General features: G+C 67.9%; 21 protein-coding genes and 1 tRNA gene. 4 read left to right on the top strand and 18 right to left on the bottom strand.

Annotation, left to right across the window (positions count from 1 at the left end; all coding sequences use genetic code 11):
• Nucleotides 1–38: 38 nt before the first annotated feature.
• Together B7Y43_RS00315 and B7Y43_RS00310 are read left to right on the top strand one after the other, a co-directional pair.
• On the top strand, nt 39–1049 hold the full coding sequence (locus B7Y43_RS00315; protein WP_374129617.1) for a low specificity L-threonine aldolase: 1011 nt from the start codon (nt 39–41) through the stop codon (nt 1047–1049).
• Between the two features lie 24 nt (nt 1050–1073).
• Nucleotides 1074–1991, top strand: a complete 918-nt coding sequence (locus B7Y43_RS00310; protein WP_374129616.1) for a DMT family transporter — start codon at nt 1074–1076, stop codon at nt 1989–1991.
• Here B7Y43_RS00310 and B7Y43_RS00305 read toward each other — a convergent pair.
• Complete coding sequence (locus B7Y43_RS00305) at nt 1901–2746, bottom strand: NAD(P)-dependent oxidoreductase (protein WP_374129615.1); 846 nt, start codon at nt 2744–2746, stop codon at nt 1901–1903. The genes B7Y43_RS00310 and B7Y43_RS00305 overlap by 91 nt on opposite strands.
• A 105-nt stretch (nt 2747–2851) precedes the next feature.
• On the opposite strand from B7Y43_RS00305, the gene pepN reads away from it, so the two are divergent.
• The gene (gene pepN, locus B7Y43_RS00300; RefSeq protein WP_374129789.1) at nt 2852–5452 is read left to right on the top strand and encodes a M1 family metallopeptidase; all 2601 of its coding nucleotides are present in this window, start codon (nt 2852–2854) and stop codon (nt 5450–5452) included.
• Here the strand turns inward: pepN and B7Y43_RS00295 are convergent, their stop codons facing one another.
• From B7Y43_RS00295 to B7Y43_RS00265, 7 genes are all read right to left on the bottom strand, one after another.
• Nucleotides 5453–5824: a tRNA-binding protein gene (locus B7Y43_RS00295; RefSeq protein WP_374129614.1), complete on the bottom strand. Its 372-nt coding sequence runs from the start codon at nt 5822–5824 to the stop codon at nt 5453–5455.
• On the bottom strand, nt 5824–6501 hold the full coding sequence (locus B7Y43_RS00290) for a glutathione S-transferase family protein (RefSeq protein ID WP_374129613.1): 678 nt from the start codon (nt 6499–6501) through the stop codon (nt 5824–5826). The genes B7Y43_RS00295 and B7Y43_RS00290 overlap by 1 nt, the downstream gene beginning before the upstream one ends.
• Before the next feature lie 118 nt (nt 6502–6619).
• Nucleotides 6620–11149 carry a glutamate synthase large subunit gene (gene gltB, locus B7Y43_RS00285; RefSeq protein WP_374129612.1) on the bottom strand — a complete coding sequence of 1510 codons (4530 nt, stop codon included), beginning with the start codon at nt 11147–11149 and terminating at the stop codon, nt 6620–6622.
• Complete coding sequence (locus tag B7Y43_RS00280) at nt 11146–11601, bottom strand: DUF2059 domain-containing protein (protein ID WP_374129611.1); 456 nt, start codon at nt 11599–11601, stop codon at nt 11146–11148. The genes gltB and B7Y43_RS00280 overlap by 4 nt, the downstream gene beginning before the upstream one ends.
• 107 nt (nt 11602–11708) lie before the next feature.
• The gene (locus B7Y43_RS00275; protein WP_374129610.1) at nt 11709–13157 is read right to left on the bottom strand and encodes an NAD(P)-dependent oxidoreductase; all 1449 of its coding nucleotides are present in this window, start codon (nt 13155–13157) and stop codon (nt 11709–11711) included.
• 154 nt (nt 13158–13311) lie between these two features.
• Complete coding sequence (locus B7Y43_RS00270; protein ID WP_374129609.1) at nt 13312–14121, bottom strand: undecaprenyl-diphosphate phosphatase; 810 nt, start codon at nt 14119–14121, stop codon at nt 13312–13314.
• 62 nt (nt 14122–14183) lie between these two features.
• Nucleotides 14184–15116, bottom strand: coding sequence for a complex I NDUFA9 subunit family protein (locus B7Y43_RS00265; RefSeq protein WP_374129608.1), 933 nt, complete (start codon nt 15114–15116; stop codon nt 14184–14186).
• A 159-nt stretch (nt 15117–15275) separates the two neighbouring features.
• On the opposite strand from B7Y43_RS00265, the gene B7Y43_RS00260 reads away from it, so the two are divergent.
• A tRNA-Leu gene (locus B7Y43_RS00260) sits at nt 15276–15362 on the top strand.
• A gap of 266 nt (nt 15363–15628) precedes the next feature.
• On the opposite strand, the gene B7Y43_RS00255 is transcribed toward B7Y43_RS00260, so the two are convergent.
• The 10 genes from B7Y43_RS00255 to B7Y43_RS00210 form a co-directional block, all read right to left on the bottom strand.
• Entirely contained in the window at nt 15629–15844 is a 216-nt protein-coding gene (locus B7Y43_RS00255; protein WP_374129607.1) for a hypothetical protein, read from the bottom strand.
• Nucleotides 15845–15905: 61 nt separating this feature from the next.
• On the bottom strand, nt 15906–17300 hold the full coding sequence (locus tag B7Y43_RS00250; protein WP_374129606.1) for an MBL fold metallo-hydrolase: 1395 nt from the start codon (nt 17298–17300) through the stop codon (nt 15906–15908).
• Entirely contained in the window at nt 17297–18082 is a 786-nt protein-coding gene (locus tag B7Y43_RS00245) for a bifunctional 2-polyprenyl-6-hydroxyphenol methylase/3-demethylubiquinol 3-O-methyltransferase UbiG (protein WP_374129605.1), read from the bottom strand. Before B7Y43_RS00245 ends, B7Y43_RS00250 begins: the two co-directional genes overlap by 4 nt.
• The gene (locus tag B7Y43_RS00240; RefSeq protein WP_374129604.1) at nt 18079–18786 is read right to left on the bottom strand and encodes a GNAT family N-acetyltransferase; all 708 of its coding nucleotides are present in this window, start codon (nt 18784–18786) and stop codon (nt 18079–18081) included. The genes B7Y43_RS00245 and B7Y43_RS00240 overlap by 4 nt, the downstream gene beginning before the upstream one ends.
• A 1-nt stretch (nt 18787) precedes the next feature.
• The gene (locus B7Y43_RS00235; RefSeq protein ID WP_374129603.1) at nt 18788–19627 is read right to left on the bottom strand and encodes a hypothetical protein; all 840 of its coding nucleotides are present in this window, start codon (nt 19625–19627) and stop codon (nt 18788–18790) included.
• 16 nt (nt 19628–19643) lie between these two features.
• On the bottom strand, nt 19644–20618 hold the full coding sequence (locus tag B7Y43_RS00230) for a PLP-dependent cysteine synthase family protein (RefSeq protein WP_374129602.1): 975 nt from the start codon (nt 20616–20618) through the stop codon (nt 19644–19646).
• Nucleotides 20615–21853, bottom strand: coding sequence for a hypothetical protein (locus tag B7Y43_RS00225; RefSeq protein ID WP_374129601.1), 1239 nt, complete (start codon nt 21851–21853; stop codon nt 20615–20617). Before B7Y43_RS00225 ends, B7Y43_RS00230 begins: the two co-directional genes overlap by 4 nt.
• Nucleotides 21850–23220, bottom strand: a complete 1371-nt coding sequence (locus B7Y43_RS00220; RefSeq protein WP_374129600.1) for a PLP-dependent transferase — start codon at nt 23218–23220, stop codon at nt 21850–21852. Before B7Y43_RS00220 ends, B7Y43_RS00225 begins: the two co-directional genes overlap by 4 nt.
• The gene (locus tag B7Y43_RS00215; RefSeq protein ID WP_374129599.1) at nt 23217–24104 is read right to left on the bottom strand and encodes a putative PEP-binding protein; all 888 of its coding nucleotides are present in this window, start codon (nt 24102–24104) and stop codon (nt 23217–23219) included. The genes B7Y43_RS00220 and B7Y43_RS00215 overlap by 4 nt, the downstream gene beginning before the upstream one ends.
• Nucleotides 24105–24120: 16 nt before the next feature.
• Nucleotides 24121–25005 (bottom strand): hypothetical protein, encoded by an 885-nt coding sequence (locus B7Y43_RS00210; RefSeq protein ID WP_374129598.1) that lies wholly within the window; start codon nt 25003–25005, stop codon nt 24121–24123.
• Nucleotides 25006–25161 lie beyond the last annotated feature (156 nt).

The following is a 25161-nucleotide window of genomic DNA, read 5'->3' as shown; positions in this document are numbered from 1 at the left end:
TGGTTGACGTCGCGGCGCCGCGCCCGCAAGGGGCGAACATGCGCTTCTTTTCCGATAATGCCGCCCCCGCCTGCCCAGAGGTACTCGCGTCGCTGGCTGCCGCCAATGGCCTCGACACCGCCTATGATGGCGATGGCTGGAGCACGGCGCTCGACGAACGCGTTTCGGCGCTATTCGAAACCGAGGTGCGCGCCTTCTGGCTGCCTTCGGGAACTGCGGCCAATTGCCTTGCGCTCGCGGCGATGTGCCCGCCTTATGGTGGTATCGTCTGCCACCGGGACGCGCATATCCAGAATGACGAGGGTGGCGCGCCCGAATTCTTCACCCATGGCGCCAAATTGCTGCTCGCCGAGGGCGACGGCGCCAAGCTGACCCCCGGCAGCGTCACCGCGCTGCTCGATGGCATCGTCAACGACGTGCACCGGGTCCAGCCGCACGCGATCTCGATCACCAATGCGACCGAATATGGCCGCGTCTATACCCCCGGCGACGTCGCGGCGATCGGCGCCCTCGCCCGGGCGCGCGGACTGCATCTGCATATGGACGGCGCGCGCTTCGCCAATGCCGTCGTCCATCTCGGCTGCACCCCCGCCGAGCTCACCTGGCGCGCCGGGGTCGATGCGCTGAGCTTCGGCTTCATCAAGAATGGCGGGATGACCGCCGAGCTGCTCGTGTTCTTCGATACAGCGCTCGCCGAAGGGACACGCCAGCGTCGCAAGCGCGCAGGCATGCTCCTGTCGAAAGGGCGCTATCTCGCCGCGCAAATCCACGCGATGCTCGACGACGACGTCTGGCGGCGCAACGCGCGGATCGCCAATGCGGGCGCGGCGATGCTCGCCCGGGCCGCCGGCGATCGGCTGATCCATCCGGTCGAGGCGAACGAGGTGTTTTTGCGCGTCACCCCCGACGAGGCCGCGCGGTTGCGCGCCGCCGGTTTCGATTTCTACGATTGGGGGCCGGGCGAGGCGCGGCTGGTGATCTCGTGGAGCCAGGGCGAGGCCGAAATCGCGCCGCTCGCCGACGCGATCGCCGCCCTGTGCGCCCAATGAGCCACGCCTCGTGAGCTCTTCCCGGTGAGCGACGCTGCCGCCCCGCAATCGGCGCGGCTGGCGATCCTGATTCCGTTCGGGATCGTCACGCTGATCTGGGGATCGACCTGGCTCGTGATCCGCGACCAACTGGGGATCGTGCCGCCGAGCTGGTCGGTCGCTTATCGGTTCGCGATCGGTGGGGTGGTGATGCTTTGCTATGCGGTCGTCCGGGGCGAACGGGTGCGGCTCGACGCGCGCGGCTGGGGCTTTGCCGGCGCGATCGCGCTGTTTCAGTTCTTCGGCAATTTCAATCTGGTCTACCGCGCCGAGGCGCATATCACCTCGGGGCTGGTGGCGGTGGTGTTTGCGCTGTTGCTGATCCCCAATGCCGTGTTCGCGCGGCTCTTTCTGGGGCAACGGCTCGGGCGCCAGTTGCTGGTCGGCTCGGCGGTGGCGATGGCCGGGGTCGGGCTGTTGTTCGTCCATGAGGCGCGCGCCGATCCCAACGGCCCCGGCGAGACGCTGCTGGGGATCGGCATCACGATGCTGGCGGTGCTGTCGGCATCGGTCGCCAATATCCTTCAGGGCACCGAGACCGCGAAGCGCTACCCGATGATCCCGACGCTCGGCATCGCGATGCTGATCGGCGCGGGGCTCGACGCGCTCCTCGCCTGGCGGCTGAGCGGGCCGCCGGTGATCGAGCTGCGTCCCGCCTATCTGCTCGGTCTTCTCTATCTGGGGGTGATGGCGTCGGCGATCGCCTTCACGCTCTATTTCGGCATCCTGCGGGTGATCGGCGCGGCCAAGGCCGCCTATTCGAGCGTGATCATCCCGATCATCGCGATGCTGCTGTCGACGGTGTTCGAAGGCTATCGCTGGTCGTTGCTCGCGGCGGCGGGGGCGGCGCTGACGATGCTGGGGCTGGTGATCGCCCTGAGGGCGCGCAGACCGGCGCGATAATCGCGGTAGCGCGGCTGCCAGCCGAGCAGGCGCCTGGCCTTGCCGTTCGCAACGCGGCGGTTCTCGGCATAAAAGCCGCGCGCCATTGGCGATAGCCCGGCCTCGTCCATCGTCATCAGCGGCGGCGGGGATTGTCCGAGCAGCCGGCAGGCGAAATCGATCACGTCATTCTGGCTGCAGGGCGCATCGTCGCCGAGATTATACGCGCCCGGCGGTCCGGCGAACCCGGCGATCACCCCGCGCGCGATATCGTCGACATGGACGCGGCTGAACACCTGACCCGGCAGGTCGATCCGGTGGCCCCGCCCCCCGGCGACGCGGTCGAGCGCCGAGCGGCCCGGGCCATAGATCCCCGGCAGCCGAAACACCCGCGCCCCCAACGCAAGCCAGGCCTGATCGGCGGCGACGCGCTCGCCGCGCCGCCCGGCAAGCGGGCTCTGTTCGTCGACCCAGGCGCCGGCGACGTCGCCGTAGACGCCGGTCGACGAGAGATAGCCGAGCCACAGGCCGCGATCGCGCAGCGCCGCTCCGTAACGCAGCAGCACCGGATCGCTGCCAGCGTCGCCCGGCGGCACCGACGACAGAATGTGGGTCGCGCGCGCGATCGCGGCGAGCACGTCATCGGTCGCCTCGAACCGGAGCGTGCCGTTGTCGCCGCTGCGGCTGGTGCCGGTGACGCGCCAGCCCCGCGCTTTGAGACGCACGGCGATCCGCTGCGCCGAATAGCCGAGGCCGAAGATCAACAGGTCGCTCATGCTTGCCCTTTTCGGATCGACGCGATCGGCGTAGCATCGTCTAGACCGCGTGCCGGGTGTACGAATTCAGTGGCACACCAGACCGCCCAACCCTATCTGGCCCAGATGCTTGATGTAAATGCCGCCCTCGCCCAGCCCGTCGTCACGCGTCGCGACGCCTATCGCGCGCCCGACTGGCGGGTGCCCGCGATCGCGCTCGATGTCGATCTCGATGCCGCAGCGACTCGCGTACATGCGCGGCTGACGGTCGAGCGCAACGCGCCCGACGCCGGGCCGCTGCGGCTCGATGGCGGCGGCCAGCGCCCGGTGACGGTGCGCATCGACGGGACGCCGACCGATCGCTGGTCGATGGACGGCAACACGCTGGTCGTGCCGCTCGCCGGTGCCTGCCATGTCGTCGAGACCGAGGTCGTCCTTGCGCCCGATCGCAATACCCAGCTGATGGGGCTCTATGCCTCGGGCGGCCTGCTGTGCACCCAGTGCGAAGCCGAGGGCTTTCGTCGGATCACTTTCTTCCCCGATCGCCCCGACGTGCTATCGCGGTACCGGGTACGGATGGCCGCCGACAAGGCGCGCTATCCGGTGCTGCTCGCCAATGGCGATCCGGTCGGCTCGGGCGATCTCGAGGGCGGGCGGCACTGGGCCGAATGGCATGATCCGTTCCCCAAGCCCTGCTATCTTTTCGCGATGGTCGCCGGCGATCTCGTCGCCAATCGCGCGACTTTCACGACGATGTCGGGGCGCGAGGTGTCGCTCGGCATTTGGGTCCGCGCGCGCGATCTCGCCAAGACTGGCCATGCGCTCGAGGCGCTCAAGACCGCAATGGCGTGGGACGAACAGGTCTATGGCCGTGAATATGATCTCGATGTGTTCAACATCGTCGCGGTCGATGATTTCAATTTCGGGGCGATGGAGAACAAGGGCCTCAACATCTTCAACTCGCGCTACATCCTCGCCGATCCCGATACTGCGACCGATTATGATTTCGACGCCATCTCGGCGGTCGTCGCGCACGAATATTTTCATAACTGGTCGGGCAATCGCGTCACCTGCCGCGACTGGTTCCAGCTGAGCCTCAAGGAAGGCTTCACGGTTTTTCGCGACCAGAGCTTTTCGGCCGACCAGGGATCGGCGGCGGTCAAGCGGATCGAGGATGTCCGGGGCCTGCGCGCGGCGCAGTTTCCCGAGGACGCCGGTCCGCTGGCCCATCCGGTGCGCCCCGAAAGCTATATCGAGATTTCGAATTTCTATACCGCGACGATCTACAACAAGGGCGCCGAAGTCATCCGGATGATGGCGACGATCCTCAGGCCGACGCGGTTCCGGGCCGGGAGCGACCTGTATTTCGATCGGTTCGACGGCACGGCAGCGACCTGCGAGGATTTCGTAGCCTGCATGGAAGAGGGCGGCGGCGTCGATTTTACCCAGTTCCGGCTGTGGTACAGCCAGGCCGGCACCCCGCGGGTCACCGCAACGCTCAGCCAGACCCCGGGCAGCGACCGCGCCTTGCTCCAGCTAGCCCAGCAAATCCCCGCGACCCCGGGCCAGCCGACCAAGGCGCCGATGGTGCTGCCGATCCGGATCAAGCTGTTCGGCGCGCGCACCGGCCAGCCGATGGGCGACGAGCGGCTGGTGATGCTCACCGACGCCAGTGCGGAAATTGCTTTCGAGGGGCTGCCCGAACCGGCTTTGCTCTCGATCAATCGCCAGTTCTCGGCGCCGGTGATCATCGACACCAACCGTACCGCCGCCGATCTCGCGCTGCTCTCGGCGCATGACGATGATCCGTTCGCGCGCTACGAGGCGATGCAGCAGCTGATGCTCGACACGTTGGTCGAGAGCGTCACCCGGGGCCAGGCCGATCACGCCGCGGTGATCGCGGCGGTCGCGACGACGCTCGACAATCAGGCGCTCGACCGCGCCTTCGTCGCCGAAGCGGTGCTGCTGCCGTCGGACAGTTTCATCGGCGATCAGTTGGCCGTCGTCGATCCCGAGGCGATCTTTCGTGCGCGCGATTCGCTGCGGCGCGATCTCGGCAAGGCGCTCGAGCAGCAGTGGCGCGATGCCTATGCCCAGGCGCGCGCCGCCGGGCCGTTCGAATATTCGCCGGTCGCCAAGGGCCTGCGCCGGCTCAAATCGGTTGCGCTCGGCTATATCGCCGCCAGCGGCGCGGGCGATGCGCACGAGCTTGCCTTTCAGCAATTCGAAGCCGCCGACAACATGACCGATCGCCAGGGCGCGCTGACGACGCTCGTCAACGGCAATTCGAACACCCGGGTGGCGGCGCTCGACATCTTCTACAATCGCTATTCGGACAATGCGCTCGTGCTCGACAAATGGTTCTCGACCCAGGCGCTGTCGAGCCGCGAGGATACCCCCGAGATCGTGATGGAGCTCGCCCGCCACCGGGATTTCACGCTCGCCAACCCCAATCGCGCGCGCGCGCTGGTGGGGGCGTTCAGCGTCAACCAGCGCGCCTTCCATCTCGGCGACGGCATCGGCTATCGCTTCCTTGCCGATCAGCTGATCGCGCTCGACAAGCTCAACCCGCAGACCGCTGCCAAGCTGCTGCCGCCGCTCGGCCGCTGGAAGCGCTTCACCCCCGATCGCGCCGCGCAGATGCGCGCCGAACTCGAACGGATATTGGCAGCGCCGGGCGTGTCGAAGGACATGTTCGAGCAGGCGTCGCGCAGCCTCGAAGGCTGATCAGAACAGCCGGCCGCCGTTCGGCACCGGCGCGCTCGGGCCGATCAGGACGACCTTGCCGTCGCCATCGGGAAAGCCCAGCGTCAGCACCTCGGACACGAACGGGCCGATCTGGCGCGGCGGGAAATTGACGACGGCGGCGACCTGCGTGCCCGGCAGATCCGCCAGCGCATGTCGGTCGGTGATCTGCGCCGACGAGCGCTTGATCCCGATCACCGGCCCGAAATCGATCAGCAGCTTGTAGGCGGGCTTGCGCGCCTGCGGAAAAGGCAGCGCCTCGACGATCGTGCCGACCCGGATATCGACGCGCAGCCAATCATCGAAGGCGACCGTCGCGCTGGCCGCCGCCTCGGGATCGGGCACCAGATGCATCAGAAGTCGAAGTCCACATCGTCATAATGTTTGGGTGGCACGATCCCCGCCATCCGTTCGGAGAGCAAGGGGCGGAAGCTCGGACGGCTCTTGAAGCCGCGATACCAGCGTGCGGTCTGCTCATGCCCCTTCCAGTCGATCCCGCCGAGATAATCGGCGACCGAGATCTGCGCCGCCGCAGCAAGATCGGCGAGCCCCATCGTCGATCCGCCGAGCCAGGTGCGGTGATCGAGCAGGAAATCGGTGTAGTCGAGATGGCCGACGGCGGCCTTCATCGCCTCGCGCAGCGCCCTCGCATCGGGCGCGGCGCGGCTGACGATGCGTTTCTCCATGCGTTCGAGCAGCAGGGGGGCGGTGATGTCGCGGTAGAATTGGGTGTCGAACCACGCGACCAGCCGGCGCGTTTCGGCGCGGTTGGCGGCGGTACCGTTGATCATCGCCGCCTTGTCGACCGTTTCCTCGAAATATTCGCAGATCGCCATCGAATCGATCAGCAACAGCCCGCGCTCGGCCTCGGTCATCACCGGGGTCTGCCCGGCAGGATTCATGTCGAGAAATTCGTCGCGCCGAAGCCATGGCGATTCGGGCTTGAGATCATAGCCGACGCCCTTTTCGCCGAGCAACAGGCGGACCTTGCGCGAAAAGGGGCAGAGCGCGAACTGATGAAGATGCCACATGCCGGCGACTCTTAGCGCGCGGGCCCCGCGCGTAAAGCCGATCGGTCGTGAAATCCGGCGGATCGCCAAATCGACGCGATCGAATCCGCCCCGCGCCCCGGGAGGTCGTTCGGGGCGGCTATTCGGCGGCGACCAGTTCGACCCGGTCGTCGAGCGCGTGCGGCAGCCGGGTGAGCATCTCCTTGGGGACCACCTGCCAGAATTGCCCGGCGACGCGCGGCCATTCCTCGATCAGCATCGCCGACCATTTGCTGTCGGTCGCCTCGTGCTGCGCGCGAATCAGGTTGAACAGCACCGCTTCCCAATGCGCCGAGGCGAGCCGTTGCCAGACGATGCTGTCGGGATTGGCGCGACGCTCGAAGCTGCCGCCGGGATCATAGACGAAGGCCATGCCGCCGCTCATCCCGGCACCGAAATTGGCGCCGACCTCGCCGAGCACGACGGCGATGCCGCCGGTCATATATTCGCAGCCATTGGCGCCGCAGCCCTCGACGACGACGTGCGCGCCCGAATTGCGGACTGCGAAGCGCTCGCCCGCCTGGCCTGCGGCATAGAGCTGGCCCGAGGTCGCGCCGTAGAGCACCGTGTTGCCGATGATCGTGTTGGCCTGGCTCGCGAGCGTCGAGCTCACCACGGGGCGGACCGCGATAATGCCGCCCGACAGCCCCTTGCCGACATAGTCGTTGGCGTCGCCGAACACTTCGAGCGTGATCCCCTTGCACAGGAATGCGCCGAGCGATTGCCCCGCGGAGCCGCGCAGCCGGACGTGGACATGATCGTCGGCGAGCTTCGACATGCCGAAGGTGCGCGTCACCTCGCTCGACAGCCGGGTGCCGACCGCGCGGTGGGTGTTGCGGACCGAATAGGTGAGCTGCATCTTCTCGCCGCGCGAAAAAACCGCCGCCGCATCGCGGATCATCTGCGCGTCGAGGCTGTCGGGGACTTCGTTGCGCCCGCCCTTCAAGCTCGACCGGCGCTGATCGTCATCGGCATCGACCTTGGCGAGGATCGGGTTGAGATCGAGGTCGTCGAGGTGCTCGGCGCCGCGGCTGACCTGGCGGAGCAGTTCGGTGCGGCCGATGATTTCGTCGAGGCTGCGCACGCCGAGCCGTGCAAGGATGTCGCGCACCTCCTCGGCAATGAAGGTCATCAGGTTGATCACCTTTTCGGGCGACCCGCCGAATTTCGCGCGCAGCCGCTCGTCCTGGGTGCAGACGCCGACCGGGCAGGTGTTCGAATGGCACTGGCGGACCATGATGCAGCCCATCGCGACGAGCGAGAGCGTGCCGATGCCGAATTCCTCGGCGCCGAGGATCGCGGCGATGACGATGTCGCGTCCGGTGCGCAAGCCCCCGTCGGTCCGCAGCTTGATGCGGTGCCGCAGGCCGTTGAGGGTGAGCACCTGATTGACTTCGGAGAGCCCCATCTCCCAGGGGGTGCCGGCATATTTGATGCTCGTCTGCGGGCTCGCGCCGGTGCCGCCGACATTGCCCGAGATCAGGATGACATCGGCATGCGCCTTGGCGACGCCCGCCGCGACGGTGCCGATTCCCGCCGACGAGACGAGCTTGACGCAGACGCGCGCGACCGGATTGATCTGCTTGAGATCGTAGATCAGCTGGGCGAGATCCTCGATCGAATAGATGTCGTGGTGCGGCGGCGGGCTGATCAGCGAGACGCCCGGAGTCGCGTGGCGCAACTTGGCGATGAATTCGGTGACCTTGAACCCCGGCAACTGGCCGCCCTCGCCGGGCTTTGCGCCTTGCGCGACCTTGATCTCGATCTCGTCGCAGGCGTTGAGATATTCCGCCGTCACGCCGAAGCGCCCGCTGGCGATCTGCTTGATCACCGAATTGGCATTGTCGCCATTCTCATAGGGCGTGTAGCGCGACGAATCCTCGCCGCCCTCGCCCGAGACGGCCTTGGCGCCGATCCGGTTCATCGCGATCGCCAGCGTCTCGTGCGCCTCGGGGCTCAGCGCACCGAGCGACATGCCCGGCGTGATGAAGCGCTTCCTGATCTCGGTGATCGCCTCGACCTGATCGATCGCGACGCCCTCCGCCGGGAAATTGAACTGGAGCAGATCGCGCAGATAGACCGGCGGCAGATCGGCCACACCGCGCGAAAACTGCAGATAGGTCGAATAGCTGTCGGTCGCGACGGCGTTCTGCAGCAGATGCATCAGCGGCGCCGAATAGGCGTGGGTCTCGCTGCCCAGCCGCTGCCGATAGAAGCCGCCGATCGGTAGCGTCGTCACCGGGCCGTCGTAGGCAGCTTCGTGGCGCAGCATCGCGCTCAGATGGAGCGAGGCATAGCCCTCGCCCGATATCTTGGCGGGCATCCCGGGGAAAAGATCGTTGACGAGGCTGCGGCTGAGCCCGACCGCCTCGAAATTATAGCCGCCGCGATAGCTCGAGATCACCGCGATGCCCATTTTCGACATGATCTTGAGGATACCGTCCTCGATCGCGGTGCGGTGGCGCACGAGGCACTTATCGAGCGCGAGATCGCCGAACAGCCCGCGCGCATGGCGATCGGCGATCGCGGCTTCGGCGAGATAGGCGTTCACCGTCGTCGCGCCGACGCCGATCAACACCGCATAATAATGCGTATCGAGGCATTCGGCGGTGCGGATGTTGACGCTGGCATAGGAGCGCAGCCCCTTGCGGACGAGATGGGTATGGACCGCCGCGGCTGCGAGCACACCGGCGATGCCCACCCGATCGGGGCCGACCGCCTCGTCGGACAGGAACAGATCGGTCCGCCCCTCGCGCACCGCCTGTTCGGCCTGGGCGCGGATCCGCTGAATCGCCGCGCGCAGCGTTTCGGCGCCACCGCCCGTTTCGAAGGTGCAATCGATCTCGGCGGCGTGGGGCCCGAAATGCGCCTTGAGCCGGTCCCAGGCCGCACAGGTGAGTACCGGCGAATCGAGTACGAGCACGCGGCCCGGCGTCCCCGCCGGATCGAGGATGTTGGCGAGATTGCCGAACCGCGTCTTGAGCGTCATCACCTGGCGTTCGCGCAGCGGATCGATCGGCGGATTGGTGACCTGGCTGAAATTCTGGCGGAAAAACTGGCTGATCAGCCGGGCCTTGTCCGAAATCACCGCGAGCGGGGTATCGTCCCCCATCGAGCCGACCGCTTCCTTGCCGAGATCGACCAGCGGCGCGAGGATCAACTCCATGTCCTCGAGCGTCTGGCCGGCCGCGATCTGGCGCCGGATCAGTTCGGTGCGCTCATAGCGGCGCACCGGCTCGCCGGGCGGCACCGGGAGATCGTCGATCGTGAGGAAATCGCCGACCATCGCGGCATAGTCGACCTCGCCGGCGATCCGGTCCTTGACCTCGCGGTCGTTGAGCACCCGTCCCTCGTCGAGGTCGACCGCGATCATCTGGCCGGGGCCCAGCCGTCCCTTTTCGATGATCGTCGTCTCGGGAACGACGACCATGCCGCTTTCGGAACCGACGATCAGCAGCCCGTCATTGGTGCGGGTGTAGCGCAAGGGGCGCAGCGCATTGCGGTCCATCCCCGCAACCGCCCAGCGGCCATCGGTCATTGCCAGCGCGGCGGGGCCGTCCCACGGTTCCATCACGCTCGCGAGATATTCGTACATCGCCAGATGCGCCGCCGGCATCTCGGCATTTTCCTGCCAGGCCTCGGGCACCAGCATCAGCTTGGCGGTCGGCGCGTCGCGGCCCGACCGGCAAATCGCCTCGAAGGTCGCGTCGAGCGCGGCGGTGTCGCTCGCGCCGGCCGGAATCACCGGCTTGATGTCCTCCGAATGCTCGCCGAAGGCAAGGCTCGCCATCTTGATCTCGTGGCTGAGCATCCAGTTCTTGTTGCCGCGAATCGTGTTGATCTCGCCATTATGCGCAAGACAGCGGAACGGCTGCGCGAGCCACCATTGCGGAAAGGTGTTGGTCGAATAGCGCTGGTGGAAGATCGCAACGCGGCTCTCGAAGCGCGGGTCACGCAGATCGGGATAGAAGACCGACAGTGATTCGGCGAGGAAAAGCCCCTTGTAGATGATCGAGCGGCAGCTGAGCGAGCAGACGTAAAAGCCCTGGATCTGCGCCGCGATCACGCGCTTTTCGATCCGGCGGCGGACGAGATAGAGGTTTTTTTCGAATTCCGCCGCCGTCTGTTCGTCGGGCATTGGCCCGGCGATCATGATCTGCTCGATCTCGGGGCGCGTCGCCTGCGCCTTTTGCCCGATCACCGAGACGTCGACCGGCACCTGGCGCCAGCCGTAAATGGTATAGCCCTCCTCGATGATCGCGCTCTCGACGATCGTCCGGCACGCCTCCTGCGCACCGAGATCGGTCCGCGGGAGGAAGATCATCCCGACCGCGAGCCGATTGGGCATCGGCCGATGGCCCGACATCGCGATGGCATCATCGAAGAACGCGATCGGCAGATCGACATGGAGCCCGGCGCCGTCGCCGGTCTTGCCATCCGCATCCACCGCGCCACGGTGCCACACCGCCTTCAAGGCATCGATCGCCGACTGGACGACGCGGCGGCTGGGCTTGCCATCGGTCGCCGCGACAAGGCCGACACCGCACGCGTCGGATTCGAAGTCGGGGCGATACATGCCCTCGCGCGCGAGGCGCTCGCGTTGGTCCGACAGATTCATGGCTTGGTTCATGACTTGGCCTCATCGGCAGCGGGGTCGATGTGGTCGATCGTCTTCTGCATGGCCTCAATGCCAACTTCGCGCCCTGCATTGACGCCGATCGGATAGAGCCGCTGCTGGATTCCCGGGAGCGCCGTCAACGCTTTTTGCCCGAGCGGCGTCGCATAAAAATCGACGAGGCCTTTCAGTTCGTCGAGCGAGAAGCTGGCCGCATATTCCTTGGCGGTGGCTGAAATCAGGGCAGGATAGCGATCCTTGAAGCCCGTGAGTGCCGCCGACGCAAAGTAGCGCTTGGCCGCACCCAGTTGCTCGGCGTCGGCAAGCTTGTCGCGAAGCGATCCCGACACTCTGACATTGTCTTTGAGCGAATCGAACAGCTGCGTCGTCAGGAGCGGGATCAATTGCAGAAAGATCCGATCATATTGCGCCTCGATGTGGAGCGCCTCGATCAGTTTCGCGGCCATGGCAAGGCGCTCTGCCGATGGCGATTGGGGCGCCGTCTGGGCGGGCTGTTGTGCCTGACTTGCCGTCGGGAGCAGCAGGCACGCTGCCGAGATCAACAAGAGCCGCCTCACGCTGCCTGCCTCCCGCTCGCTGCCTTCACCTTGAGCCAGGCGTGCATCCGTTCGCTGACGTCGCGGGCGTCGCGGATCGCCCAGACGACGAGGCTCGCGCCGCGGACGATGTCGCCGGCCGCGAACACGCCGTCGAGATTGGTCATCATCGTCTTCACATCGGTGCGCACCGTGCCCCAGCGGGTGATGCCGAGGCCGGTCGCGCCGAACAGCACCGGCAGATCTTCGGGATCGAACCCGAGCGCCTTGATCACCAGATCGGCGGCGAGCGTGAAATCGCCGCCGGGATCGCGTTCGGGGGCGCGTCGCCCGCTCGAATCGGCCGCGCCGAGCCGCATCCGTGTCGCGCGGACGGTATCGACCGCGCCCTCGCCCGATCCGTCGAGGCTGGCCGGGGCGGCGAGCCATACGAACTCGACCCCCTCCTCCTCGGCATTGGCGACTTCGCGCTGGCTGCCGGGCATGTTGGCGCGATCGCGTCGATAGAGGCATTTGACCGAGGCAGCCCCCTGCCGGATGGCGGTGCGCACGCAATCCATCGCGGTATCGCCGCCGCCGATGACGACGACGTTCTTGCCGGCGGCATCGAGACGGCCGTCGTCATAATCAGGGACGCTATCGCCAAAGCCCTTGCGGTTCGAGGCGGTGAGATAGTCGAGCGCGGCGACCACGCCGGTCCGATCGGTGCCGGCCACGTCGATCGCGCGCGGCTTGTACACCCCGGTCGCGATCAGCACCGCGTCGTGGCGGCGGCGCAACTCGTCGAGGCTGGCATCGCGCCCGACTTCGAAATCCTGGTGGAACACGATCCCGCCGGCCGCGAGCCGCTCGATCCGGCGCATCACCACCGGCTTTTCGAGCTTGAAGCCCGGAATGCCATAGGTGAGCAGCCCGCCCGCGCGATCATGCCGGTCATAGACATGGACTTCATAGCCGAGCAGCCGCATATATTCTGCCGCCGACAGCCCCGCCGGGCCGGCGCCGATGATCCCCACCGATTGGCCGCGCGCGCGGCCCGGCACCAGCGGCTCGACCCAGCCATTGTCCCAGGCGGTGTCGGTGATGAATTTTTCGACGGCGCCGATCGTCACCGCGCCGTGCCCGGCCGCCTCGATCACGCAATTGCCCTCGCACAGCCGGTCCTGCGGGCAGATCCGCCCGCAGATCTCGGGCATCGTTGAGGTCGCGTTGCTGATTTCATAGGCCTCGCGCAGCCGCCCCTCGGCGGTCAGCCGCAGCCAATCGGGGATATGGTTTTGCAGCGGGCAATGCACCGAGCAATAGGGCACGCCGCATTGCGAGCAGCGCCCGGCCTGTTCCTCGCCATCGGGGAGCGCATAGCGATGGGCGATCTCGTGAAAATCCTCGGCGCGCAGTTCGGCGGCGCGCTTGGCCGGATAGGCCTGCGCGGTATCGACAAATTGCAGCATCACTTCGGTCGCCATGATGGTCCCTCCGCGCGCATCATTAGTGCAGCCCGGGAGCGGAGTCACGCAGTTTTGCTGCGTTAGGGAAGCTATAATGCCCTATATAGATCGAACAGACGCTAAGGGGCGTCATCGACACGCCGGCTAGCGACTACATGAGGCCGTAACGGCCCTATCTTGCCAGCAACCAGACAAGCGCGGCGCTGCCGACGACGATCCGGTACCACGCAAAAGGGGCAAAGCCGTGCTTGCCGACGATGCCCACGAACCAGCGCACCACGAGCAGAGCGACGATGAACGCGACAACGAAGCCGATCGCGATGCCGGTCACGCCGATGCTGTTGGCCGATTTGAGCGTATCGCCATGCTTGATGAGTTCGAGCACGCTGGCTCCGAGCATGGTCGGGATGGCGAGGAAGAAGCTGAACTCGGCCGCCGTCCGCCGCTCGACCCCGAGCGACAGCGCGCCGAGGATCGTCGCGCCCGAGCGGCTCACCCCCGGAATCATCGCAAGGCACTGGAGCAGCCCGATTCCGGCCGAGGTCTTCACCGAAATCGCGCTGACCCCGACCGTTTCGCCGGGCTTGGCGAGCCGCTCGATCACGAGGATCGCTACCCCGCCGACGACGAGGGCGATCGCCACGACGATCGGCTGGAGCAACAGCGCTTCGATCTGCTTGCGAAGCGCGAGCCCGATCACGACGGCCGGCATGAAGGCGATCAGCAGGTTACGGACGAAGCGCACCGAATTGGTGTCGCGCTTGAGCAGCCCGAGCATCACCGCCCAGAAGGTCCGCCAATAGAGCACCACCACCGCCAGAATCGCGCCGAGCTGGATGACGATGTTGAACAATTGCCAGCGGGCATCGTCATAGCCGAGCAGCGCCCCGGCGAGAATCAGATGTCCGGTCGAGGAGACGGGCAGGAATTCGGTCACGCCCTCGACGATGCCGAGCAGGATGATGCTGAGAAGATCGGTCACGAAGTACCCCCATCGCGGCCGCGGCCGCCCTATGATTCAGATCGGAAAGGTTGAACGGGCGATCAGGCCGCGTCGGTCGAGAAGCGCCCATGGGGCCGATAGCGCACCAGCCATTCCGGCGCGACGACGGCCAGCGGCGTCGGTTCCACCCCGAAGCCGGCGAGGCCGGCTTCGCCCGGCGCGAGTACGTTGTCGCTCTGCAGCATCAGCCACTGGTCCCAGGTGATCGGCGCGCCCGGCAGGAATCCCATCCGCGCGATCATCGCCCCGATCGAATCGGGCAGATCGATGATTCGCGGCGATCGATCGGTCGCCTCGGCGATCCAGCGGACCAGCGCGCCCATCGTGATGACGTCGGGGCCGCCCAGATCGTGGCGCTTGCCCGCGTAGCGCGCCGGCGCGGCCAGCGCCGCCGCCGTCGCTGCAGCGACGTCGCCGACATAGACCGGCTGGAACCGCGTCCCGGCGCGCAGCACCGGCACCACGGGCGTCGCCGCGATCATCGACGCGAACCGGTTGACGAACTGATCCTCGCGCCCGAACACGATCGAGGGGCGCAGGAGGATCGCGCCGGGATAAGCCTCAAGCACCGCCGCCTCGCCTTCGCCCTTCGAACGGCCATAGGCCGATGGCGAGTGCGGATCGGCGCCGATCGCCGACAGATGCACCAGCGCGCCGACCGCCGCCGATGCGGCCGCCGTCGCGACATGGCGTGCGCCGTCGACGTGGAACGCGGCGAAGTCGCCGGTCAATATACCGACCAGATTGATCACCGCGTCGGCGCCATCGACGGCGCGCGCGACGCTGTCGGGCTTGCGGATATCGGCAGCGACGAATTGCGTCTGGCCAAGCCCGCCGAGCGGCTTGAGATAGAGCGCCGCCTGTGGGTCGCGCTGGGCGATCCGCACCCGCGCACCCGCGCCGAGCAGCGCCTGCGCGATATACCGCCCGAGAAAACCGCCGCCGCCAAACAGCGTGACCAGCCTGTCCTTCATGATCCGCCTCATCCGCGTCACCGCGCCTGCATTATGCCCGCTCCATGCCGCCGCGCGTCTGAAACAGCAAGCACGCTGCCACCGGGCGGCGAGCATTATTGACAAGCCCTAGCCGGGTCCCCTAGAGCGCGCGGCCTACCTGATGAGGAAGTCTCTGGGGCCCGGATGGCGGAATTGGTAGACGCACCAGCTTCAGGTGCTGGCGCTCGCAAGGGCGTGGAGGTTCGAGTCCTCTTCCGGGCACCACATTCGTGAAATTCAACCCATCGAGACAATGCTTCCGCCTGCGCTTGCGTAAGACGGTCAGTAGCCGAACGCATTATTGATTTGCTGGAGAATGTTGCTCATAAGTTCTCGCCGTAGCAAGCAGCGAGGGGCGGCATGATTCAGGCTTCCGATGACGAGCGGCGACGCGCTTTTTCAACCCGGAGCCGTACATCCCCTCAACGCTCAGCGAGATTTATGATACGTTGGGATCGATGATCCTCGGCGCGCCGACCTTCATTGATGATTTAGGTGACTTTCCCGACCGCAACATCGACAGCGAATTCAACAAGCTCACGCAAGGATTCGGCCTCGTTCGCAAGAAGTTGGGCGAGGAACGCTATGGGCGATTGTTGGACTTGGCGGCGCGCGCAAAGGCGCTGTTTGCCGCCGATCAACAGGATACGAATGGCAAGGCCGATGAGGGATACGCGCTGCTGTTTGAAATCGAGCACGAGATACAAGCCGCTCGCCGCCCGGTCGCTTCGCACCCCCGTACTTGCGGGGGTGGCGGCTCATTTTGCCCTATTCGCGATCGATCCTTTGCAACGCCTCATCGCCGGTCGATGCTTGGTGACCGACCGGCGGCGCCGCGATTGCCCGGTCGAAAGCGGCACGATCGCGGCGAATTTTGCGTGCGACCGCGAGCAGATCGGCGCGACGCGCCCAGAGGCGCCGCCAAAGCCGTGGCGACACCAGGCCTTTCCCTAGCCGATCCGAAAACCGCCCGGCACCATGGTCGCTCAGCAGGCGCAGCGCAGGATGATCCTTGGTACCTGCCAGCACGCGGTACCGCCCGGCGACATCGAGCGTGTCGAACCCCCAGCGCCGGGTACAGGCGAACAACAGCATCGCGCCGGTCATCTCGAGATGGACGCACGCGGGCGCCGGATCGAACCCTGCCCGGCCAGCGCGCAGATCGATGGCGATCACGCAGGCCAAGTCGCGCAGCGCAACTACCAGCTTGGGCACGCGCCGGCGGTGCCACCAGGGCACGCGTGCGATCGTTGCAGCGTGCGCGTCGGCGGCGGCGCACAATGCTTCGGCATCGCAGAGGGGATCGGGCGGCGACAGCGCGGGCGGCGTCGCGGCGGCGGCATAGCGGGTCGCGGCATGGGGGGTGATCGCGCCTATCGCAGCGCTCCAGCGCTCGCCGGGCGACAGGCAGAAGGGCGTCACCCCGGTCGCAGCGGCGAACCGGTCGACCGCGCGATCGGCGGGGAGCGCATGCCGGTTGAGCCACGCATTGTCGGGGTGGCAGAAGCGGGCGTGGCTCGCGAACAGCAGCACCTCGGCCGGCGCCAGCGCCCGCCACGCGGCGATCGTGCGATCAAGCACTTTTGTGGCCGGGCGATCGGCCTCGGGCGGCTGCCAGCCGGCGATCGAGAATTGTGCCGCGATCAGGCGCGGTCGGCCGATTGCTCGTCGCAACCCCCGCAGCCGGGACGGCGACAGCTTGGCGTCATTGAGATTGACGATGACGTCATCGCCGATCCGCACCGCCAGCCCGCAATCGATCCGCCCCGCCGGCAGCGAGCGCAACGCCGCCGGGCCGAAGCGGTGCCAGCACCCCGGGCGCAGCTCGATCGCCGCGCCGAAGCCCAGCCTGCCGAGCTGGTCGATCACCGCGCGCGACGGATGCTCCTGGAAAAGCAAGGCGATCGCTGGCCCGCGCGCCGCGACGATCGCGCGCAGGCTCGGCCAGTGGAGGTGATCGGGATGCTCGTGCGATATCCAGACATGCGTCACCCGATCGACGAAATCGGCGAGCGGCAGCGCGGGCAGCGCGAGTTCCCAGGAATTGTCGAAGATGCGCCCGCCGAGCCACGGATCCGTCAACAGGCCGATCCCCGGCGCTTCGATCAGCAGTCCGGCATGGCCGATCATCGTCACCGAGAGGTTGGTCGTCCCGACGTTCATGGCGCTCGGCGCTCGAACAGCAGGGCGCGTGGTGCCATATATTCGGTGACTTTGCCGTCGTGGAGGAACGGCTCGATCGTGGCGGCGATGGCGCGTTCAAAGGCGGTGCGGCGCGCGCCGAGCGCTTGGGGCGTGGTGCCCGGGATCGAATGCAGCAGCCCGAGGACGTCGGCGACGGTCAGCGCGCGCTCGGCGCGGGTTTCGACCAGGATCGGCGGTGCAAAGCCATGCCCGGCAAACAGCGCCTCGGGCGGGCCGACATCGGGCAGCGTCGCGCGCGCGCCGTCGCTGGGATCAAAAGCGAGCACGACCTGTCGCACCGCGCGCCACCAGAGATTGCCCGGCGCGTCGCGGTGGGGGCTGGAGACGATCGCGACCCAGCCGCCGAGCCGAAGCACGGCGCCGAGCCGCGCGGCAATCGTTTCGGCGTCCATCCAGTGCAGCGCGCGCCCGATCGTCACCGCATCGAAGCGGCGGTCGAGGTGCACCAGATCTACGTCGCTCCCTACCGCATAATCATCGGCATGGCCGGGATCGAGCCGGCGGGCTTCGGCGATCATCGCGGGTTCGGGATCGAGCCCGGTGACGTGGCCGACGCACCCGGCAAAGGCGCGGGCAAGCGTGCCCGGGCCGCAACCGAGATCGAGTAACGCCGATTTCGGCGTCAGCCCGCAACGCGCGACGATCGCGTCGATCAGCGCGGGCGGATAGCCGGCGCGGTGGGCGTCGTAACTGGCGACGGCATCGCGGAACAGCCGGTCATGCGGGCCGGGGCCGATCATCGTGCGTCGCGCAGCGCGGCGAAAACCACCCAGTCGGCTTCGCGCGAGATGAAGCCCGCGCTTGCGGCGAGGGCCAGTGCGGCGGGGTTCCAGGGCTCGACGATCTCGCAGAGCATCGCCGCCCCCATCTCGGCACCAATGTCGCTCGCGGTGGCGATCAGCCTCCTGCCGATCCCCTGCCGGCGATGTCCGGGGGCGACGGCGACACCGAACAGCATCGCGACGCCGGCGTCGGTCAGCAGCGCAGGTACCGGCTGGACGCAGGCGACTGCGCCGAGCTGTCCGTCGGCGATCACGCCGATCGTGACGGTCCGCCCATCCTCGCCGCGCAATATCCAGGCCGGAACGGGCACGATCCCGGCTGCCCGCTGCAGCGCTTGCGCCGTCACCGCCCAGCCGCTGCCGAGCCGAACACAACGGTCCCCCGGCATAGGCGCCTCGATCCGGCGCGCGACCAGCGTCAACCGCTTGATGCCGCGCGCGCCGATCTGCGCCAGCCGGTCGAGCACGGCGTCGCGGTCGCCGATCCCCGTGCCGTGGAGCAGCACCCTCGACACCGCCCCGAGCCGCGCGGGCAACTGCGCCGCGCGGACCTGCAGCAGCCCAAGCGTCCGGCCCTGCGAATAGGCGTCGGGCTGGCGCGCCCAGCGGTCGCGATCCTCGAACAGGCACTGTTCGGTGCGGCAAAGCGCGGTGGCGGCCATGTCAGGGCGCCGGACTCTGGGGCGGTGACGGCGCCAAGGGCGCGGTATAGAGGCTGTCGGGATCGGCGATGGCCGCTGCCGTTCGCGCCAGCAAGGCGTCGGCATCGGCGCGGTCGATCGCCGCCGCAACCGCTTCGAGCAGCCCCCGAACATGCGTGAGGGCGGCGGGATCGGTCTTCAGCCCATATTTGCGCGCGGTCGTGCGCACCGCGAAATCGCTGGCGTGGCGGGCGCGGTACGCATCGTCGACGATCGAATCGATGCTGCGCTCGCGATAGGCGATCGGGCGTTCGGACCAGGCGCCGAGGCCAGCGTAAAGCGCCAAATAGCCGCGTCGCACGTCGCGATCGGCGAGCCGGGCGAGCGCGCGGCAAAGATCGCGGGTGCGGGCGCGGTCGAGCAAGGCGTCTCCCCAGAGGAGATCGAGCGCATATTCGAGGATGCTGTGGTTGAAATCGAGCCGCTGTTTCTTGTCCCATCGCGCGGGCAGCAGCGCATCGCTCCGCAACAGATCGCGCGCGGCGGCATCGGCGAAGAAACGCGGTGCCAGCGCGCTGGCGGTACGCATCCGCCGATAGGCCCAGCCGCATTTGCGTTTCTCGGTGGTGGTGCGGTCGCCATAGTGGATCAGCCAGTCGGCGACGATGTGGCTGCGCAGCCGCCGGACGGTGGCGCGCAGCCGGGGCGGCGCGCGTTCGGGCTGCCAGCACGCGCGATACGCCCAGTCATGGCAGTGGAGGATGTTGGGCATCATCGTTTCGATCAGCTCCTCGCCGTAGAGCTCGTGCGCGGCATGGATGCCGCTCATCTCGGCGGCATAGAGATGGCCGATTATCTCCATGGCGCACCGGCGCGGCTCATGCCGGCAGCCCCTGAGCGGCGCGCCAGCCGGGGTGATAGATCGTGCTGAGATAGCTGCGCCCGCCATCGGGGAGGATCACGACGACGCGCTGCGGCGCCGGCATCGCCGCGAGCACGCGCTCGGTGGCCGCGAGGATCGTCCCCGCCGATCCGCCCGCGAACAGCCCCTCGGTGCGGATCAGCCGGTGGGCGGCGGCGATCGCGGCGGCATCGGGGACGGTCTCGACCTGGTCGATGATCGCCAGATCGGCGAGCGGCGGCACGAAATCGCCACCGATCCCCTCGATCAGATAGGGCGCGCCCGCCGCCGGCGCACCCCGATGGCACGAGGCGAGGATGCTGCCCTCGGGATCGGCCGCGACCAGCCGGGTCGCAGGGGACCGCGCCTTGAGATAGGCGCCCGCGCCGCACAAGGTACCCCCGGTGCCGATCCCGGCGACGAGCAGGTTGACGCGGCCCCCGGTCTGGCGCCAGATTTCGGGGCCGGTGGTCGTTTCGTGCGCGGTGCGGTTGGCCGGATTGGCGAATTGATCGGCGAACCACGCGCCGGGCGTCGCGGCGGCGATGCGTCGTGCGGTGGCGATGAAATGATCGCGGTGATCAGGCGGTACCGCATAGGGGCAGCGGACCACCTCGGCGCCGAACGCGGCCATCAGCTGGACCTTCTCGGCGCTCGCCTTGGTCGTCATCACCGCGATCAGCGGATGGCCAAGGGCGATCGCCGCCAGCGCAAGGCCGATTCCGGTATTGCCCGCGGTCGCCTCGACGATCGTGCCGCCCGGCGCCAACGCCCCGCTGGCGCGCGCCTCGGCGACCATCGCCCGCCCGATTCGGTCCTTGATCGAGCCGCCGGGGTTGAGAAACTCGCATTTGGCGAACACGCGGTGCGGCGATCCGGCGAAATAGCGTGCCAGTTCGATCATCGGCGTCTCACCGATCGCGTCGAGTGCCGAGGCGAACACGCCGCTCATTCGCCGACGATCCGGGCAAGCTCGGCATCGCCGATCGACCGCCGATACTCTTCGCCGAGCACCCCGAGCGCGTGGAGCCGCGCGGCGGCGGCGTCACGGGTGCGCGCTTCGAGCGCCCGTAGCGTCGTGCCCGCCTGGTCGGCGATCCAGCGGAGCAATTGGCGCCCTTCGCGGACATGACGCATCTCGTCGCTATAGATGAATGCGAAGGCGCGCGCGGTCATGCTATCCCCGCGTGCCGCCGCCGATTCGGCGAACGCGCCGATCGCGCGGACCTGATGGATTTCGCCGAACAGATTGATCTGCATCAGCGCCAATTCGGGTGCGAGCGCGGCGCGGACGTCGATCCCGATCGTCCCGCACGGCACCGCAAACGGATCGAGCCCGAGCCGCGCGAGTTCGCGCTGGCCGATCGCGGCGTGGCGCGCCTCGTCCGACGCCATCCGCGCGAGCAATTCGAGATCGGCATCGGCGAGCCCTTCCGAATCGTAGATGATGTTGGCGAAAGTCTCGACGGCGTCGATCTCGTCGCGCTGGATGCGCAGCATGACGAGCTGGTCGATCGCATGGGGCGTGGTGGGCCGTAGCGGAAGAGGCAGGTCGTCGACCGCATAGCGCCGGGTGCCGCCGAAATTCGTCAGGCGCGGATCGCGTGCGCAGCGGGTCGCGCGGGGTGGTCGCGGGCCATGGCCGCCTTCTGGGGCGTCGAGCAGCGCGTCCAAGGCGGCGCAGGTGGCGCGGTCGGTCGGGGGCGCCCCGGCGCTCGCGACTGCGCCCCAGTCGTCCATTGCGTCGATCATCGCGTCGAGATCGGCGCGCAGTCGCCGCAGCACGCGGAGCGAAGGCGCATCGAGCAGCGCATCGGTCTCGTGCGCATAGCCGGCGGCGCGGTCGCGCAGCGCGGGGAGCAGCAGGCCATGGCTGCGGGCAACGAAGCCCGGCGTATCGGCGGGGGCGAACAGCCAGGCGATCAGGCGCCGATCGGCGCGGCGCTCGGGCACGGCGCGATGCTGCGCGACCGCCAGCTCGCCGAGCCGATCGCCGAGCGCGCGCGCTGCCGCCATCAGCTCATAGAGATGATGGGCGAGGTCGAGCTTGGCGTCGAAATCGGCCACCGCGATCAGTCGCCCCGCGATCGCCAGCCCCGCCGTGTGGACCAGATCGCGCAGCCGCGTCAGCCGATCGATCGCCTCGTCGATGCCAAAGCCTGAGGAAGCAGGGTCGCGCGACCTCATTGCGCCTCCTCCAACGCCGCAAGAAAGCCGTCGGCGATTGCATCGATCCGGGCTTCGGGCTCGATGCCGATCGACAGCCGCAGATAATCGGGCGCGTGGCGCTGGTTGAGATAATTGCCCTCGTAGCAGCGCGCGGTGGTCTGGCGCCAGCCGAAGCCCGCCCGGATCGCGACTGGCGTGCCCACCTCGCCGCAGCGGGCGACCCAGCCCTCGAGCAGCCGGCGGTGGCGAATCGCGCGCGATGCGCCATCGCCCGCTTCGGGCAGCTGGACATAGACCAGCGCGCCGTCGACCCGCCGGAACAGCGCGAGCGGGCGAGCGAGTCCCGCCGTGACCCGCGCGTGAAAGCGGCGAGCGTTGCGATCGTGCAGCGCCCATCGGGTCGCCAGTCCCTCGATCTCCCACTGCCGCAGATAGTTGAACAGCCGTTCCTGAAGCTGTTGGCCGTGGTTGCGCGCTTGCGCGCGACATCGCTCGATCGCCTCGGGCGCGCCGAGCAGCATTCCCGCGACGATCGTCTGGCTGAGATATTTGGCGGCGCTTTCGGCGGCCACCAGTCGTTCGGCGACGCCATGGCGGCGCGCGAGCGCGGCCCAGTCGCACCCTGCCGAGACGAGGCTGTTGTCGATCAGGATCAGCGTGGACCGGGCGGCGCCCAGCCACTGCCCGGGCGGGGGGCAGGAGCGACCGGCGGGGCCATTTTCGACGGTTTCGAGCAGGATGACCTTCGGGACTTCCGCCACCGCCCGCTGCCACGCGCATGCGTCGTCGAGATCGACCCGAACCACCGTGACCCCGTGCCCAACGACCTCGGCGAGCAGCGCGCTCGTCTCGAAATAGCCGTTCGTCCCGGTCAGCAGCGTATCGCCCGGGCCCAGCCCGGCGCTGCCGAGCGCGACCGCGATCGCCGACATCCCCGAATTGACGAGCAGGGCGGCGCCATGCCCGCGCTGCCCGGCGATGGCATGCTCGATCTGGCGGCGGCGGCCATGCTCATAAGTGTCCCAGAAGGTCGCGTCGCTCGCGCCCAGCCGCTGCGCCTCGGCATCGGCGAAAAACGCCGTCATCGAGGGATAGGCATGGGCATAGCGCGCACCGGCGTTGCGCGCGCTGCCAAACGCCTCGCCGAGCCGATCGATCGCCGCCCAGTGGCGCTCCCAGCCTGCCGCGAAATCCTGCGGCGCGGCGCCCGCGATCTCGTCCGCGAGCCGCCGCGCCGCGCGCGCCAGCGGCCGCGCGGCGGCGTTGGTGTTGGTGTTCGTCCAGCGTTCGATCTCTTCGGCCAGCCCTTCGGCGGCGCCGGACAGAAAGGCACGGTCGAGCGTCGCTTCGGCGCCGGTCGCGGCGAGGCGGGCTGCGGCGATCATGCGATCTGCGGATCGCCGACACGCGCGCGAATTCGGCTCATCATCGCGCCGATGTCGACCGGCTGATCGGGGACGAGCGCGTCCCAGCCGAACAGCGCGAGTTGGCTGGCATTGGCGACGATGCCGTCGAGCCCGAGCGCGCGGGCGTGATCGATCATCGCCGCGTCGAAATAGCCTGCCGCGAGGATCTCGGCGTCAGGCGCGGCGTCGCGCGCGGTCGCCACGAGCCGGGTGACCGCCGGATGCCGCATCTTCGCGCCCGCGGTTTCGCGCTGTTCGCCGAGCGTCAGGCTGGTCAGGTCGTTGAAGCCGATCGTCAGGCTCGCAAAGCCTGCGGCGACGAAATCGCCGGCGCCCAGCGTCGCCGCGGGGGTTTCGAGCATCACGCCGACCGGGCCTGCAAATCCCGCCGCGCGCACGATCGCCCGCACCCGGACGGCTTCGTCGCTGTCGCCGACAAACGGGATCACCAACGCGAGATTGGCGTGATCGGCGTGGACCGACGCGAGCATCGCCGCTTCTGCCTCGGCGCCCGCGGGGTAGCGCAGCGCGCGCCGGGCACCGCGCAAGCCGAGCATCGTCGTCTTTTCCTGGACGCGATGATCGACCCCGGGGAGGCCATTGAGCTCGCTGGTCTCGATATCGACCAGCCGGTAGCGGACCGGGTGCGGCGCGAAGAGCGTGCATAGCGCGGCGAGATAGGCCGATGCCAGCGCGTGCCAGTGCGGCTGGGTCACATAGGCTTTGGCCGCGCGGCACAGATATTCGCCGCGCACGAGGCCGACCCCGTCGAAATGGGCGCGGTGGCGGGCATCGAGCCGCTCGCCCGAACTGGCGATCATCAGCGCGAACGGCCGTGCCGGCGGAAGAGAGGGGTCGGCCATCGCCGTCACGCCGCGATCAGGCCCGGCGCGCGAACGAGGCGGCGGCAAGGGCGTCGAGCGCTTGCTCGAGCGCCGCCTGGCGCGCCGCGCCGGCCTCGGCCCAGTGCGCCACGAAAGCCGTAAGCGGGATGTCGCCCGCCCGGCACAGGCGAACCGCGAGATAATCGGCATACCAGTCGGGCGCGAGCGTCCGGCGGGCCTTGGCGAGCCGCCATTTCCAGCGATCGAGCGAGTCACCCGCGAGGAACAGCGCGGCATCGATCAGCAGATCTTGGAGATGGCAGAGCTTGAGGAATGCGTTTTCGGGGTCGCCGTCGTCGAGGCTGCGGCGAATCCCCTTCTGCGCCTCGCGCGCGAATTCGAGGTTGAGCTGGGCGTACCAGTGGCAGAAATGGCGATGCGAGAAGCTGCCCGCGACGGCGGCGAACCCCGCCGGATTATGGAGCGGCGCGCCGATCCGCAACCGGTGAAGGATGTCGAGCGCATCGGCGCGGTCCCAGCGGCCGATATAACGGAAATTGCGGTGGAGCGACTCGGCCGAGGCGGGATCGAGCGCGGTCATTGAGGCGGTCAGCGCGGTCACCGTCGCGAGCGGCCTCACCTCGACATCGAATTCGATCGCGCCGATCCGGACATAGAGAATGCCGAAGCCCTGCAGCCGCTGCTGGGTTTCGCGCTCGGGATCGAAGCGGTCGGCGAGGCCGGCAAAGCGGCGCTCGGAGGTCAGCCAGAAAATGTCGAGGTCCGACTCGGGGCCGCCGAGCCCGTCGGTGATCGAGCCGCTCGCATAGATGACGTCGTTCGGATCGGGATCGAGCGCGGCGATCAGGTCGTCGATCCGGATCCGCCGCGCGCGGGCGAAGCCGTCGATCAGTCGCAACCGTTCGGACTCGTCTGGCACGATCGCGCGCCTCCCCTCCATCGCTGGCCAAGCGTCTGGCCGATCGCGACAAGGCTAGGGCGAAGGCGGGCCGGCGGGCACGTCGATCCTCATCCGTTTCGGACACAGTGAAACTTTCTGGCGCGCCGGCGAGTCGCCTAGTCTCGTGCGCGATAA

This window comes from Sphingomonas sp. 28-62-20, assembly GCF_002281505.1.
The sequence above is the reverse complement of the archived record's forward strand: the minus strand, read 5'-3'. Positions and strand labels throughout refer to the sequence as shown.